Source organism: Pseudomonas sp. LTJR-52 (assembly GCF_003691465.1).
Classification (GTDB): Bacteria; Pseudomonadota; Gammaproteobacteria; order Pseudomonadales; family Pseudomonadaceae; genus Chryseomonas; species Chryseomonas luteola.
In genome coordinates, this window is the sequence record NZ_CP033105.1 from 533,289 (window position 1) to 549,559 (window position 16,271).

At 50.5% G+C, this 16,271-nt stretch carries 6 protein-coding genes, 2 tRNA genes and 3 rRNA genes; 8 read left to right on the plus strand and 3 right to left on the minus strand.

Annotated features, from left to right (window positions below):
• Positions 1–601: 601 nt before the first annotated feature.
• The 5 genes from EAW52_RS02525 to rrf all read left to right on the plus strand — a co-directional run bounded on the left by EAW52_RS02525 (position 602) and on the right by rrf (position 5,770).
• Positions 602–2,138, plus strand: a 16S ribosomal RNA gene (locus tag EAW52_RS02525).
• Positions 2,139–2,236: 98 nt separating this feature from the next.
• Positions 2,237–2,313, plus strand: a tRNA-Ile gene (locus EAW52_RS02530).
• Positions 2,314–2,319: 6 nt separating this feature from the next.
• Positions 2,320–2,395 (plus strand) — tRNA-Ala (locus EAW52_RS02535).
• A gap of 250 nt (positions 2,396–2,645) precedes the next feature.
• A 23S ribosomal RNA gene (locus tag EAW52_RS02540) occupies positions 2,646–5,536 on the plus strand.
• Positions 5,537–5,654: 118 nt separating this feature from the next.
• Positions 5,655–5,770: ribosomal RNA gene (gene rrf / locus EAW52_RS02545) — 5S ribosomal RNA — on the plus strand.
• Together the 16S, 23S and 5S rRNA genes with 2 tRNA genes alongside form the textbook arrangement of a ribosomal RNA operon.
• 148 nt (positions 5,771–5,918) lie before the next feature.
• Here rrf and EAW52_RS02550 read toward each other — a convergent pair.
• From EAW52_RS02550 to EAW52_RS02560, 3 genes are all read right to left on the minus strand, one after another.
• Positions 5,919–7,337 carry a sigma-54 dependent transcriptional regulator gene (locus EAW52_RS02550; RefSeq protein WP_122041295.1) on the minus strand — a complete coding sequence of 473 codons (1,419 nt, stop codon included), beginning with the start codon at positions 7,335–7,337 and terminating at the stop codon, positions 5,919–5,921.
• A gap of 86 nt (positions 7,338–7,423) precedes the next feature.
• Positions 7,424–9,223: an ATP-binding protein gene (locus EAW52_RS02555; protein WP_122041296.1), complete on the minus strand. Its 1,800-nt coding sequence runs from the start codon at positions 9,221–9,223 to the stop codon at positions 7,424–7,426.
• 137 nt (positions 9,224–9,360) lie between these two features.
• Complete coding sequence (locus EAW52_RS02560) at positions 9,361–11,373, minus strand: DUF4214 domain-containing protein (RefSeq protein WP_122041297.1); 2,013 nt, start codon at positions 11,371–11,373, stop codon at positions 9,361–9,363.
• Positions 11,374–11,741: 368 nt separating this feature from the next.
• On the opposite strand from EAW52_RS02560, the gene EAW52_RS02565 reads away from it, so the two are divergent.
• The 3 genes from EAW52_RS02565 to EAW52_RS02575 are packed head-to-tail and all read left to right on the plus strand — an operon-like array spanning position 11,742 to position 16,252.
• Complete coding sequence (locus EAW52_RS02565) at positions 11,742–13,526, plus strand: type I secretion system permease/ATPase (RefSeq protein WP_122041298.1); 1,785 nt, start codon at positions 11,742–11,744, stop codon at positions 13,524–13,526.
• Positions 13,526–14,845, plus strand: coding sequence for an HlyD family type I secretion periplasmic adaptor subunit (locus EAW52_RS02570; protein WP_122041299.1), 1,320 nt, complete (start codon positions 13,526–13,528; stop codon positions 14,843–14,845). The genes EAW52_RS02565 and EAW52_RS02570 overlap by 1 nt, the downstream gene beginning before the upstream one ends.
• Before the next feature lie 3 nt (positions 14,846–14,848).
• The gene (locus EAW52_RS02575) at positions 14,849–16,252 is read left to right on the plus strand and encodes a TolC family outer membrane protein (RefSeq protein WP_122041300.1); all 1,404 of its coding nucleotides are present in this window, start codon (positions 14,849–14,851) and stop codon (positions 16,250–16,252) included.
• Positions 16,253–16,271 lie beyond the last annotated feature (19 nt).

Consider the following 16,271-nt stretch of genomic DNA (forward strand, 5'->3'; position numbering starts at 1 on the left):
TAAAGTGGTATGAATCAGACGTCCTGAAAGAGAAGCTCGGTACATCCATAAGAAACGCGTGTAGTAGCACCTTGAGGCAGTCTAGAAGCTATATATAAGATTTTATCGAAGCCTATTCAAATAAAGCTTGACCTGTGAGCGGAGGGGCCTATAATGCGCCCCACTTCCGCTGCAACGGAGCAGTAAAAGCCTTGTAGATCAATGGCTTAGCTGTTTAGTCAGGGTCAGGTCTCCGGTCTGGCAGAAGTGGAAAGAGGGAAGCGGTAGTTGACAAGCCCTTGGGTTTGTGTAGAATACGCCTCCCGCTGCCAGAACAGGTTTCCTGATCCGGCAGGTCCGGCAAGCGGTTCATCTGATTAGACCGGTTGAACAAAAAGCTTGACAGGACAAGAGGTTAGCGTAGAATGCGCGCCTCGGTTGAGACAAGGTCTTAACCAACCGCTCTTTAACAAGTTGAATCAAGCAATTCGTGTGGGTGCTTGTGCTGTAAGACTGATGGATCGACAAGATTATCAGCAAGACAAGTAACACTCGTGAATTCGAGAGTTTATTTGCGATTGCTGAGCCAAGTTTAGGGTTTTCTCAAAACCCGGATATGTTTGAACTGAAGAGTTTGATCATGGCTCAGATTGAACGCTGGCGGCAGGCCTAACACATGCAAGTCGAGCGGATGAGGAGAGCTTGCTCTCTGATTCAGCGGCGGACGGGTGAGTAATGCCTAGGAATCTGCCTGGTAGTGGGGGACAACGTTTCGAAAGGAACGCTAATACCGCATACGTCCTACGGGAGAAAGTGGGGGATCTTCGGACCTCACGCTATCAGATGAGCCTAGGTCGGATTAGCTAGTTGGTGGGGTAACGGCTCACCAAGGCGACGATCCGTAACTGGTCTGAGAGGATGATCAGTCACACTGGAACTGAGACACGGTCCAGACTCCTACGGGAGGCAGCAGTGGGGAATATTGGACAATGGGCGAAAGCCTGATCCAGCCATGCCGCGTGTGTGAAGAAGGCCCTCGGGTCGTAAAGCACTTTAAGCTGGGAGGAAGGGTTGTAACCTAATACGTTGCAGCTTTGACGTTACCAGCAGAATAAGCACCGGCTAACTCTGTGCCAGCAGCCGCGGTAATACAGAGGGTGCAAGCGTTAATCGGAATTACTGGGCGTAAAGCGCGCGTAGGTGGCTTGGTAAGTTGAATGTGAAATCCCCGGGCTCAACCTGGGAACTGCATCCAAAACTGCCTGGCTAGAGTACGGTAGAGGGTGGTGGAATTTCCTGTGTAGCGGTGAAATGCGTAGATATAGGAAGGAACACCAGTGGCGAAGGCGACCACCTGGACTGATACTGACACTGAGGTGCGAAAGCGTGGGGAGCAAACAGGATTAGATACCCTGGTAGTCCACGCCGTAAACGATGTCAACTAGCCGTTGGGGTCCTTGAGACTTTAGTGGCGCAGCTAACGCAATAAGTTGACCGCCTGGGGAGTACGGCCGCAAGGTTAAAACTCAAATGAATTGACGGGGGCCCGCACAAGCGGTGGAGCATGTGGTTTAATTCGAAGCAACGCGAAGAACCTTACCAGGCCTTGACATGCAGAGAACTTTCCAGAGATGGATTGGTGCCTTCGGGAACTCTGACACAGGTGCTGCATGGCTGTCGTCAGCTCGTGTCGTGAGATGTTGGGTTAAGTCCCGTAACGAGCGCAACCCTTGTCCTTAGTTACCAGCACATCATGGTGGGCACTCTAAGGAGACTGCCGGTGACAAACCGGAGGAAGGTGGGGATGACGTCAAGTCATCATGGCCCTTACGGCCTGGGCTACACACGTGCTACAATGGTCGGTACAAAGGGTTGCCAAACCGCGAGGTGGAGCTAATCCCATAAAACCGATCGTAGTCCGGATCGCAGTCTGCAACTCGACTGCGTGAAGTCGGAATCGCTAGTAATCGTGAATCAGAACGTCACGGTGAATACGTTCCCGGGCCTTGTACACACCGCCCGTCACACCATGGGAGTGGGTTGCACCAGAAGTAGCTAGTCTAACCTTCGGGAGGACGGTTACCACGGTGTGATTCATGACTGGGGTGAAGTCGTAACAAGGTAGCCGTAGGGGAACCTGCGGCTGGATCACCTCCTTAATCGATAGATCCCAGCTTTGGCATAAGCTCCCACACGAATTGCTTGATTCACTGAAATAAAGACGCGAGATGAGTCAAGACTCAAGCGTTAGACGATTGGGTCTGTAGCTCAGTTGGTTAGAGCGCACCCCTGATAAGGGTGAGGTCGGCAGTTCGAATCTGCCCAGACCCACCAATCGATGGGGCCATAGCTCAGCTGGGAGAGCGCCTGCTTTGCACGCAGGAGGTCAGGAGTTCGATCCTCCTTGGCTCCACCATCTAACACCGCGTTAAAGCTCAGAACTGAGTGCTTACCCCCCCCCCCCTAAGGGTTGGGTCGGAGCATTGACTTCTGAACTTTGTTTTCAGACTGTTCTTTAAAAATTTGGGTATGTGATAGAAGTACGAACACATAGGCTGTTTCACTGCAGACTATGTGGTCAAGGTAAATTTGCGAGTTCAAGCGCAAGTTTTCGGCGAATGTCGTGTTCCAAACCAAACATAACTTCAGATTCTTTGGGGTTATATGGTCAAGTGAATAAGCGCATACGGTGGATGCCTTGGCAGTCAGAGGCGATGAAAGACGTGATAGCCTGCGATAAGCTTCGGGGAGTCGGCAAATAGACTGTGATCCGGAGATCTCTGAATGGGGGAACCCACCTGACATAAGTCAGGTATCTCACACTGAATCCATAGGTGTGAGAGGCGAACCAGGGGAACTGAAACATCTAAGTACCCTGAGGAAAAGAAATCAACCGAGATTCCCTAAGTAGTGGCGAGCGAACGGGGACTAGCCCTTAAGCTCAATTGATTTTAACCGAACGCTCTGGAAAGTGCGGCCATAGTGGGTGATAGCCCCGTAGGTGAAAGGATCTTTTGAGTGAAATCGAGTAGGACGGCGCACGTGAAACGTTGTCTGAATATGGGGGGACCATCCTCCAAGGCTAAATACTACTGACTGACCGATAGTGAACCAGTACCGTGAGGGAAAGGCGAAAAGAACCCCGGAGAGGGGAGTGAAATAGAACCTGAAACCGTATGCGTACAAGCAGTGGGAGCCCACTTTGTTGGGTGACTGCGTACCTTTTGTATAATGGGTCAGCGACTTATATTCAGTGGCAAGCTTAACCGTATAGGGAAGGCGTAGCGAAAGCGAGTCTTAATAGGGCGTTTTAGTCGCTGGGTATAGACCCGAAACCGGGCGATCTATCCATGAGCAGGTTGAAGGTTAGGTAACACTGACTGGAGGACCGAACCCACTTCCGTTGAAAAGGCAGGGGATGACTTGTGGATCGGAGTGAAAGGCTAATCAAGCTCGGAGATAGCTGGTTCTCCTCGAAAGCTATTTAGGTAGCGCCTCATGTATCACTCTGGGGGGTAGAGCACTGTTTCGGCTAGGGGGTCATCCCGACTTACCAAACCGATGCAAACTCCGAATACCCAGAAGTGCAAGCATGGGAGACACACGGCGGGTGCTAACGTCCGTCGTGAAAAGGGAAACAACCCAGACCGTCAGCTAAGGTCCCAAAGTTGTAGTTAAGTGGTAAACGATGTGGGAAGGCTTAGACAGCTAGGAGGTTGGCTTAGAAGCAGCCACCCTTTAAAGAAAGCGTAATAGCTCACTAGTCGAGTCGGCCTGCGCGGAAGATGTAACGGGGCTCAAACTACACACCGAAGCTACGGGTTCATCGCAAGATGAGCGGTAGAGGAGCGTTCTGTAAGCCTGTGAAGGTGAGTTGAGAAGCTTGCTGGAGGTATCAGAAGTGCGAATGCTGACATGAGTAACGACAATGCGAGTGAAAAACTCGCACGCCGAAAGACCAAGGGTTCCTGCGCAACGTTAATCGACGCAGGGTGAGTCGACCCCTAAGGCGAGGCTGAAAGGCGTAGTCGATGGGAAACAGGTTAATATTCCTGTACTTCTAATTACTGCGATGGGGGGACGGAGAAGGCTAGGCCAGCTTGGCGTTGGTTGTCCAAGTTTAAGGCGGTAGGCTGACTGTTTAGGTAAATCCGGACAGTTAAGGCCGAGAGCTGATGACGACTCTTCTTATGAAGAGGAAGTGGTTGATGCCATGCTTCCAGGAAAAGCCTCTAAGCTTCAGGTAATTAGAAATCGTACCCCAAACCGACACAGGTGGTCGGGTAGAGAATACCAAGGCGCTTGAGAGAACTCGGGTGAAGGAACTAGGCAAAATGGCACCGTAACTTCGGGAGAAGGTGCGCCGGTGAGGGTGAAGGACTTGCTCCGTAAGCCCATGCCGGTCGAAGATACCAGGCCGCTGCGACTGTTTATTAAAAACACAGCACTCTGCAAACACGAAAGTGGACGTATAGGGTGTGACGCCTGCCCGGTGCCGGAAGGTTAATTGATGGGGTTAGCGCAAGCGAAGCTCTTGATCGAAGCCCCGGTAAACGGCGGCCGTAACTATAACGGTCCTAAGGTAGCGAAATTCCTTGTCGGGTAAGTTCCGACCTGCACGAATGGCGTAACGATGGCGGCGCTGTCTCCACCCGAGACTCAGTGAAATTGAAATCGCTGTGAAGATGCAGTGTATCCGCGGCTAGACGGAAAGACCCCGTGAACCTTTACTGTAGCTTTGCACTGGACTTTGAGCCTGCTTGTGTAGGATAGGTGGGAGGCTTTGAAGCGAGGACGCCAGTTCTCGTGGAGCCATCCTTGAAATACCACCCTGGCATGCTTGAGGTTCTAACTCTGGTCCGTTATCCGGATCGAGGACAGTGTATGGTGGGCAGTTTGACTGGGGCGGTCTCCTCCTAAAGAGTAACGGAGGAGTACGAAGGTGCGCTCAGACCGGTCGGAAATCGGTCGCAGAGTATAAAGGCAAAAGCGCGCTTGACTGCGAGACAGACACGTCGAGCAGGTACGAAAGTAGGTCTTAGTGATCCGGTGGTTCTGTATGGAAGGGCCATCGCTCAACGGATAAAAGGTACTCCGGGGATAACAGGCTGATACCGCCCAAGAGTTCATATCGACGGCGGTGTTTGGCACCTCGATGTCGGCTCATCACATCCTGGGGCTGAAGCCGGTCCCAAGGGTATGGCTGTTCGCCATTTAAAGTGGTACGCGAGCTGGGTTTAGAACGTCGTGAGACAGTTCGGTCCCTATCTGCCGTGGACGTTTGAGATTTGAGAGGGGCTGCTCCTAGTACGAGAGGACCGGAGTGGACGAACCTCTGGTGTTCCGGTTGTCACGCCAGTGGCATTGCCGGGTAGCTATGTTCGGAAAAGATAACCGCTGAAAGCATCTAAGCGGGAAACTTGCCTCAAGATGAGATCTCACTGGAGCCTTGAGCTTCCTAAAGGGCCGTTGAAGACTACAACGTTGATAGGTCGGGTGTGTAAGCGCTGTGAGGCGTTGAGCTAACCGATACTAATTGCCCGTGAGGCTTGACCATATAACACCCAAACAATCTGTTGTTTGGTAAAGACCAGCCGAAAGCTTGGTTGAACCGCAAATACCGATCACATACCCATTCGGGGAAACGACTAGACACCGGTTCCCCACCCGAATTGCTTGACGACCATAGAGCGTTGGAACCACCTGATCCCTTTCCGAACTCAGAAGTGAAACGATGCATCGCCGATGGTAGTGTGGGGTTTCCCCATGTGAGAGTAGGTCATCGTCAAGCACCTATACCCAAAACCCCCAGGCCTAACCGCCCGGGGGTTTTGCTTTTGCAGCAGAAAATAATGGCGGTGGGCTACTCCCGACCTTAAAAGAGGCAGGTTGTACCAACGCCTGCCCTTAGATACTTAAAAAGTCCTGAAGCCTATAGGCTAAGAACCCTGCTCAATATCTTCGCTTGCTCCACCGTTGAAATGTAGGCCATGCTTTTTCAACTTGTCTGAAAGCGTTTTGCGTGGCAGCCCCAGCGCTTCCGCCATGCTGCGCAATGAGCCATGTGATTGGTTTAACTCCTGCACAAGTAGCGCCCGCTCGAATGACTCCACCTGCTCGCTCAGGTTACCGGTCAAGCCTGACATTTCCATAACATGAGCGGACGGAGCTGCAGAGCCATGAGCATCATGGTTGTCCAAAGCGAGCTCTAGTCCCAGTGCAAACCGTTCCGCTGCATTTTGTAGCTCTCGAACGTTTCCAGGCCAGCGGTGCCCCATGAGAGCAGCACGCTGTGAGCCATCCAGCTCCCGTAAGGGTAAATGATGCCGCGCTGCGGCTGCTTCGGTGAAGTGACGGAAGAGTGTCAGAATATCTTCGCTTCGCTCACGAAGGGGCGGGATCTTCAGACTGGCAACGTTTAAGCGGTAATAAAGGTCGGCTCGAAAGCGGCCTTGGTCTGCCGCTTGTCTCAGGTCTTCTTTGGTTGCAGCTATTACTCGAATATCTAACGGTATCTGCTGATTGGAACCAACTCTTTCTACAACACGTTCTTGAAGCAACCGCAATAGCTTGACCTGAACATCTAGGCTCATGCTTTCAATTTCATCTAGAAAGACAGTTCCGCCGTTAGCGTACTCAAATTTCCCGATGCGTCGTTTTTGGGCGCCTGTGAATGCGCCTTGCTCATGGCCGAAAAGCTCGCTCTCTACCACCGACTCGGCCAGTGCGCCAGCATTAATAGCGACAAAGGGCCCACCTTTTCGTGTAGAAAGGTCATGCAGTGCCCGGGCAACAACCTCTTTGCCTGCTCCTGTCTCTCCTAGAATGAGTACATCAGCATGAGTAGATGCCAGCGCGCCGATTTGGTCACGTAAGCGGCTCATGCTAGGTGCTTGGCCAATCAGCCGGGTCTGCAATTCCTTGCGTTCAGCCAGTGCTAGCCTAAGGCTGCGGTTCTCAAGAACAAGGCGACGAACTTCCAGTGCACGACGCACGCTATCAAGCAGGGCATCGTTCGCAAAAGGCTTCTCTAGAAAATCATAGGCGCCTGCCCGCATGGCCTGAACAGCCAATGGAACATCGCCGTGCCCTGTAATCAATACGACAGGCAGATCAGCGTCCTGGTTATGCAATTGCCCTAGGAGCTCAATACCGTCGATACCAGGCATGCGGATATCGCTGACTACAACGCCTGGCCATTCACGTACAAGTTGCATGTCCAGCGTACGCGCATCTGCAAGCGCTACAACGTTAAGCCCTGCCAGGTCTAGTGTCTGACTTAAAGCCTGACGAAGGTGAGGGTCGTCGTCGATCAAAAGCACTTGGCTATTGGTATCGAAAGGCAGAGGAGACGTCATGAGTAATTTAAAACCTGATCATCATTAAGCACGAATGAAATATTGTTGCCGTCATAAGTTTTGCATAAGCCGAGCGATCCGAGCGATCAGCCACGCATTTCCTCTTGCGGTACTGATGCTACGCCAGGCTTGCCGTGTAATAAAAACAGGCGAACCTCGGCACCGCCTTCCATATGATTGGATAGGTGCAGATGTCCACCTAATGCACGGAGCAATGTATCGCAGATCGCAAGACCCAGCCCAAGCCCCTGGGTAGTTGCCTTTGTTGTAAAAAAGGGCTCATGCGCTCTGGCCAGTGCTTCAGCAGAAAAGCCTGGGCCATTGTCACGAATAACTAGTGTCACGCCTTTTTCATCCTGATTGGCAATCAGCCAAAGTCGGCGAGGTGGCCCTTTTTCTATCAATGCATCCAGAGCATTAGTGAGCAGGTTATTGATGATCTGGCGCAGCCGTGTTTCACCCGCTTGCACCCATAATGGGGCGTCAGGCAGGTCCCTAATCAGCTCGACGTTCATGGCCCGCCGACGGGCTGCCAGTAATGCTAACGAGTCTTCCAGCGCCGCTTGTAGCGCAACGCTTTCTGGTGCTCTTCGTGCACCACGAGCATATGCCTTGAGGTGGGAGATGATATTGGCCATGCGCGTCGTCAATTCACCAATCAGCTTTAGATTGCCACGGGCATCATCCACTCGACCATGATCCAGCAAGACCGCCGCGTTTTCGGCATAGCTGCGAATGGCCGCCAGCGGCTGGTTCAGCTCATGGCTGATACTGGCTGACATGGTGCCCAGAGCAGACAGCTTCCCCGCCTGGACAACCTCATCCTGTGCTCGCATAAGTTCGCGTTGAGCCTGCTCGCGATCGTGCACCTCCTGTTGCAGGCGTTGGTTTAGCGTCTGCAAGTCCTGAGTGCGCTCCTGTACGCTCAACTCCAGATCACGCTTAGCCCGAGCATCCAATGCGATTCGCTCAAGATAATGTCGACGCCTTAAGGTCATGACGGCCAATAGGAGAAGCAGGGCCAGTAATGTCGCCCCTCCGATGTACAGAACGCTACGTACCTGGCGTTCAAGCAAGTCACGGGGAGCCAGGATTCGTGCTGTCCAGCCAATTTCATCTAGAAAGCGCTGTTGGATTAGCCACTGGTTATCACTAATTTCCAAAGGTTCGAGTGAGCCCCTGGGGTAAGGCAGATTGCGTGCGATAACGTCACGTTGTTCATCGTTCAACGGGCGGCTGGCTCGAAAGCGCCACTCATTGCGGGAGGTCAGGATCACTACACCAAAGCTGTCGGTGACCAGGAGTTGTTCAGGCGTTCGTCCCCAGAGCTTTTCAGGGCCATCCAGGTCTACTTTGACGACCACGACTCCGATGACGTTTCCACCATCATGTACGGGCGCTGCGAAATAGTAGCCTCGTTTACCGGATGTGGTTCCAAGTCCAAAGAAACGACCGGATTTGTTCTGCATTGCTTCCTGATAATACGGACGGAAAGAAAAATCACGCCCAACAAAGCTGTCCGGCTCATTCCAGTTCGATGTGGCTTGGCAGTATCCGTCGGCTCGCATCAGGTAAATCACGTCTGCCCCGGTACGCTGCCGAATCCGCTCCAGCAACTGATTAGCTGATCTTTGCGTATCTGCATCGACCGGATCATGCAGCGAGGCGCGAAGCGCGGGCATATCGCCCAGCAGATCCGGTAAGACTTCATAGCGCCGAAGCGTACCCAATAGGTTCGCTACGTAGAGATCCAGCGTTTGTCGGTTCTGCTCAGCCAATTGCTGGCTGTAGTATCTGTGAGCCGCGTAATGCAAGGGCCAAAGCAAGGGCGCAAGAAAAAGGGCCAATACAGCCAGGGTACGCCAACGAGGGCGGTTGGGAAGCATGACTTAAATACTCATAAGACTTTGCGATTTTATAACACAAAGTCTTTAAATATTCGGACTATATACTTTAACGCTTTTGAGAAGGAAGTATCTAGAGTATCAGGAAGGCAGCCTAATGCCGCCTTCCTGATAAACTTTTAGACCCACTCGCTATGGCCAACTAGTTGAATAAAGCCTGATGCTCCTTCGGTTATTAAATGATTTTCGGCCGAATTAGTGAATTGAATCATAGCATCCCCACGACTCATGCCGTGATCAAGCGCATTCGTCCAATTTGCTAACCCATCAGCATCACCTTGGCGACCCAGTATGATGCTGTAAAGTTGGCCGGCGAAGCCATAATTGTCTACGGCATTATAGCGAAGTGCAAACTCTTGCGACTGGGAAAAACTATTTGCGATTGCGTTGAAGGTCATCCCATGAGTACTAGCGTTTAGCCAATTTTGCAATCCTGAGAAGTCAGGCGTGCGATCAAATACAGTATAAAGTCTAGCGACTTGAGCTTGGTCTTCACTTAGGACATAAACATCCTTGTCTTGGAATCTAAGAACATTTATATCATGAAGATTTAGGTTTGTGCCTGTGGTGGAGTTTTTAATATGCAAAACGCTTGTATCACTTGCGTCCACCTGACGCTGATAGTTGGCAGAAATACCATTTAGATAAAGGATGTCTCCGCCTTTTCCTGATCGAACATCGCTACTATGGTTGTCGTCCAGTACGAGTTTATTTTCATATAGTGAATCACTATATTCGGTTCCTAAAGCAAAACCCTTTTGAATAACGCTGTCAGCATCAGACCAGGCACTATTTCCTACGATTTGTATAAATCCAGAAGGGCCTTCTGTAATAGCTTTGTTTTCGGCTGAGTTAGTGAATTGAACCATAGCGTCTCCACGACTCATACCGTGATCAAGCGCATTCGTCCAATTTGCTAACCCATCAGCGTCACCTTGGCGGCCCAGTATGGTGCTGTAAAGCTGACTGGCAAACCCATAGTTATCTACAGCATTGTAGCGGAGTGCAAACTCCTGCGATTGGGAGAAACTATTCGCGATTGTATTGAAAGATGTGCCGTGCGCGTAACTATCGATCCAGTTTCCTAGGCCTTCCACATCGGGCGCCCTGCCAAACACCGTATAAAGCCTAGCGATTTGAGCTTGATCCTCGCTAAGGACATAAACATCTTTATCTAAGAAGCTTAATATATTGACGTCATGCAAGGATATTATGGAATCATTATATGCGTTGTATAAGTTAAGTGCATTAGGGTCGGATTCATATACAAAAGAAAGATAGTAATTTGATTCGAGGCCTAATTTTAAAGTATCTCCGCCCCTATAGCCATAAACGTAACTATCGTTATTGGAATCATGGGAAAGATTTACTTCATAAATGAGGTCGCCATGATCACTTCCGCTGGCTATACCTTCACCGATAGGGCGATAAGAGCTATCTAGGAGATATTTGTTGTTCTCTGTAGTCGTCTGCCTATACCAAGTTTGCTTGTCGTATCCAAACAATCCTGTATAGTTGGAGTGAACGTCATCTCCTGTTGAAAGTACGCCGCGAACAACTGGCTTGCCTGTGCTGTAATCCAGCAAGGGTCCGCCCGAAGCCCCGGCTCCCAGCGCAGCGTTAAAGTTATAAACGTCTAGTGCATATAGGGAGTAATAGGAGTTTGCAGTTCCTGTATCCTGCATTAAGCCTGTGCCTTGCACAGGGTAACCTAGAGCAGTACCTTGAAAAGATGAGCTTAGTGATGATGAGGTATCTAGTATACCTGTTAAAGAGCCCAAATTAACATTTAAGCTTACAATTGCTAGATCTTTACTGGATTCGACTAATGTAAGTCGGTGGTCACCTTCAGGATCCTGGCTGTTTGTATAACCCTGCCAATTACTTGCGGAGTATGTTCCAAAAGGCGCGGAAAAAGTATGAGCGTTATCGTCAACGAAGGCGCCAGGCGTAACCATAACATAGGATGCCCATCCCCCATGTGCAGTATCATAAACAGCATGCATTGCCGTTAAAACATCGTTAGAGTCCACTACACTACCTGATGAGCGACTTATATAGCCGTCAGCATAATAGCTTTCGATATAGCAAATGGTTTTGTAAGGTGTTTCTCTAGAGGTTATTTCGATCATACTACTCGACCGGTATTAAGGAAAAAAGCGATAGCCATAATACTTATGGGCGTCTGAAGTGCGAATCTCATATGGATACGTTCGTCCACTCCGTTAGACCGTTTGGCTAATCCATTAATTAGTAACCCTGGCTGCAGATGCTAGCTATCTCCAAATTCAGAAACTTGCTTGGGAGACAACCGTATTTAGGCCTGCCGGAGTTACAGATAATAAGTCGACTTTAATCAGGAAAACTTAATGCTGAATATTGGGCTGGGTGGCTCTGTTTGGCCCAAATATTGCTCAAATTATTCCTGATGCCATTTTTCTGTCTGCTTTCCTGATCTGAAGGGCATTCGATCGTCCAATTTTTAACAGCGGTATATGTAATGCAGTCCAAGCCACGAACGGAACTTGAAGAAGCCCTGGTTGCCTGCAAAGGCAGCTTCTTTACAGTAGGCTTCTTTAGCTTATTCATTAATCTGCTTCTGCTTGTACCTTCCTTTTACATGCTGCAGGTTTATGACCGTGTACTGACTAGCAATAGCCTTATGACCTTAATCATGCTCTCGCTAATTATGCTGCTGATGATGGCAACCTATGGCGCAATGGAGTGGGTTCGCTCACGGATTTTGGTCAGAGTTTCAACGCGTCTGGATTTAATGCTTAATGAGCGATTGTATGACGCCAGCTTCAAGCAGGCCTTATACAGCGGAGGGGTCAAGGCTTCTGCCCAGCCCCTGAATGATCTGACCGGGCTTCGTCAGTTTTTGACCAGTAACGGTTTGTTTGCTTTTTTCGACGCACCTTGGCTGCCGATTTATATTGGCGTGATGTTCTTCTTCCATCCTTGGTATGGCTGGCTTGCAGTATTAGGGGCGGGCCTGCTGCTTGCACTAGCGATCATTAACGAAAGGCTTACCAGCAAGCCGTTGGCAGAGGCCAACCGGGAAAACATCAGTGCGACAAGCTTCACCAGCAAAAGCCTGCGCAATGCAGAAGTAATAGCCTCCATGGGAATGCTTCCTAGCCTGTTTGCCCTATGGAGAAAGAGAAACAATAAGGTGCTGGTTTTACAGGCTACTGCTAGTGAGCGTGGCGGTGCATTAAGCAATACCTCCAAGACGCTCCGTATGCTTCTTCAATCAGCCATCTTGGGTATAGGTGCATACCTCGTTATTAATCACCAGATTACGCCAGGACTCATGACGGCAGGCTCTTTGTTATTGGGGCGTGCTCTTGCTCCTATCGACATGCTAATTGGTAGCTGGAAAGGGTTTGTTACGGCTAGAGATCAATATGTACGTTTGAATGATCTTCTTCATGTTGTTCAAAACGAGCCTACCCGTATGGTGTTGCCTGCTCCCAAAGGCGAGGTTTCGGTAGAACAGGTAATACTCACCCCTCCAGGTGCTTTTCAACCATCCTTAAAGGGTGTGTCTTTTAATGTTTCAGCAGGAGCGACTGTTGGGATTTTAGGGGCAAGCGCAGCAGGTAAGTCTTCATTGGCTAGAGCTTTGCTGGGCATATGGCCCACCCAGAATGGCAAGGTTCGTCTTGATGGAGCTGACATTCTGACTTGGCGCCGCGAAGAGCTAGGTCCGTATCTAGGCTACTTGCCGCAAGATATTGAACTCTTCGATGGAAGTATAAGTGAGAACATTGCCCGTTTTGGTGTGGTTGATCCAGCGGCTGTAGTCGAGGCGGCTCAGTTAGCCGGGGTTCACGAAATGATTCTTCGCCTTCCGCAAGGCTACGACACTGTGATTGGTGCTAGTGGGTCTTTATCTGGCGGGCAGCGCCAACGCATAGGGTTGGCGAGAGCGGTGTACGGTAAGCCGCGCCTTATCGTTCTGGATGAACCTAATTCCAACCTTGATGAGCAAGGCGAAAAGGCTCTGGGAGAGGCTCTGATGAAAATCAAGGCAACTGGAGCCACCCTATTTATCATCTCTCATCGTCCGGGGATTCTTGCATACGTAGATAGTCTTTTAGTGATGAATGATGGGCAAGTAATCGCAATCGGACCACGCGATCAAGTGCTGGCTCAGCTGCAAGCTCCCGTAGTACAAAGCAAGCGTTCGGACGCCGCATCCTCTTCAGCCTCAACGGCCAACACCTCTTGGGCCCCGCGTATGCCATCCAAGGTAGGGCGCTCGGAGGGCTATCGCTAATGAATATGCAATCGTTGGATCTCGAGGCTGAAGGACTCAAGGTTTCGGACACTTCTTTACGTCGTCTGGGTTATCTGATTCTGGCTGTTGTGTTTGGGCTGGGTGGGCTCTGGGCGGGCTTGGCACCTTTGGACAGTGCCGCCTTGGCATCTGGTTATGTGGCTGTGAAAAGCTATCGCAAAACGGTACAGCATCTGGAGGGAGGAATCGTCAAAGAGCTGTATGTACATGATGGTGATCGGGTGAAGGAGGGCGATCTTCTTCTTGCGTTGGATGATACGCAGGCCCGTGCCCAATTAGAGGCGGCACGTAGTCAGCTTGTAGCGGCTCAGGCTTTGGAGGCTCGCTTAATTGCTGAGCGTGACGACCAAGACGAAGTAGTGTTTGGTAGTGCAGACTTTCCAGAGGAAGACACACGCATACGTGAGGCGCGCAATAGTGAGCGGCACATCTTCGTGGCGCAGAGAAATACTCGGCTGGGTGAAGTAGACGTCTTAAAAAGCAAAAGTGCAGAGCTTGAGCAGCAGATACGTGGGTTCAATGCAGTTATCCAAAGCAAGCTGCAATTGTCCAAGTCTTATGACGGTGAAATCAGAGACCTCAACGCTCTGCTTAAAGAGGGTTTTGTCAGTAATGAGCGGCTGCGTGACCAGGAACGCAACCAATCACGCTTGCAGGCTGAAATTGTTGATCAGCAGTCTGCCGTTGCTCGTGCGCGAGTTCAGATAGACGAAAACAAACTGCAGATATTACAACTAAATCAGAAGTTCAAGTCGGATGTAGCAAGTAAGTTAGCTGAGACCCAATCACGTATTTATGAGTTGCGGGAGCGTGTCGGTGCCATACGGGCCATGGTTGATCGCTCTCTCGTTAAGGCTCCTGCCAGCGGCATGGTGATGGGCCTTTCCGTGCATACAGTTGGAGGTGTTGTCTCGCCCGGTACTCACTTACTGGATATTGTCCCCGCTGGGGATGACCTTATTGTTGAGGTACAAATTCAGCCTGGTGATATCAACCGTGTTGATGTAGGTAAAAAAGCGGAAGTTCGCTTCAGTACTTTTAAAAATGCCACGACCCCTATTTTGGAAGGTGCCCTCGTCTATGTTTCTGCTGACCGTCTGGTTAATGAGAAAACAGGGGAGCCCTATTATCTGGGGCGTGTCGCCTTGACTGACAAGGGACGATCCGAGCTAGGCTCTCGTGAGCTTGTGCCAGGCATGCCTGCAGAGGTGCTGATCAATACGGGTTCTCGTACCTTTCTTAATTATTTGCTTAAGCCCGCGCGAAATGCCATGGCTCGCTCCATGATCGAGGAGTAGACCATGCGTTATGCAACCATTCTTTTAAGTGTGCTTGCCTGCATGTCTGTGAGTGCTCTTGCTCAGAATCGCTTGGAAACAGAGACGCCAATAGATTTATGGCAGTTATACCTGCAATCACGGCAGTCAGATCCTCGTATTTTAAGTGCAGAGGCGCAGATACGGAGCGGAATGGGGGAGCAAAGGGCTGCATTCGGGCAGATGCTGCCTCAACTGAGCGCTAACGGCACGTACAGTAAAGTGCGGCGTGTTGAGCAGGCGTCACAGGGACCACGACCCAATGATGAAGCTTTCAGCGGAGGGACCTACACGCTGAATCTGAGCCAGGCTATCTATAATCCTGCAGCTTGGAGAAGCTTTAAAAAATACTCTGAGCTTACGGAGCAATATCGTTCACAGTATGACGACGCCAAGATTCAATCCGCAGTTGATTTAGTGCAGCGTTATTTCGCTGCATTAGCGGCCGAGGATGAGCTGGAGCTAGCCATTGCGGAGCGGAAAACAACACAGCGCAACCTTGATCGCGCCAAGGCGCTCTTTGATCGACAGTTGGCTACCGTTACCGATGTACTTCAAATTTCAGCTCGCGTTGATAGCTTGAGTACAGCAGAGATAGAAGCCAAGAATCAGGTTCAAGTTGCTCGAGAGGCCCTTGCTGAGCTGGTTGGCCACGACGTTTATCAGCCTTTCAAGCGAATCGACAGCAATGTCCAGTTTGAGATGCCTTCTAGTGACGAGGCTTCGTGGGTAAATGCTGCATTGACCAACAATCCTGCATTGAAAGCCAAGCAAAGTGCTGTGGATGCCAGTAACTATGCCATCGGAGAGGCCCGTGCTGGGCATCTACCTACGCTTAGCTTTGGCCTTGGTGCACAGCGTAGTGATTTTGCCTACGAAAATATTCCTTCTCCACGCACTGATACGTACTCCGCCAATATTTCTCTACAGATACCTATTTACAGTGGTGGCTCAACGCGTGCTCGAATAGAGGGGCTTTATGGATCTAGAGATGCTGCTGAGCAGGATTATGAGTCCATTCGTAGGCAGGTCATCAAGGAAACGCGAACGGCTTATATGAAAAGCGCCTCTGATCTGAGCAAGATCACCTCGTCACGTCGTGCCTTGGACTCAGCTATCAAATCCCGAGAGGCTAATGAGCGCTCTTTGTCTTTAGGTGTGGCTACTGCAGTAGATGTCTTGAATGCCGTACAGCAGGAGTACTCTGCACGTCGAGATTATTTAAAAGCGCAATATGATTTTATTACCAATCAGCTTGTTCTGCTCCGCTGGCGCGGAGATCTGGCAGATGCCGATATTCGCAAGATTAACGATTGGCTGAGCGTCCCCGTACCAGGCGAAAAGCGCAGCACAGGCGTTAAGGAAGGCGAAGTATCAAAGAAAGGGTGACAATGTTTCCAAGCGGTGG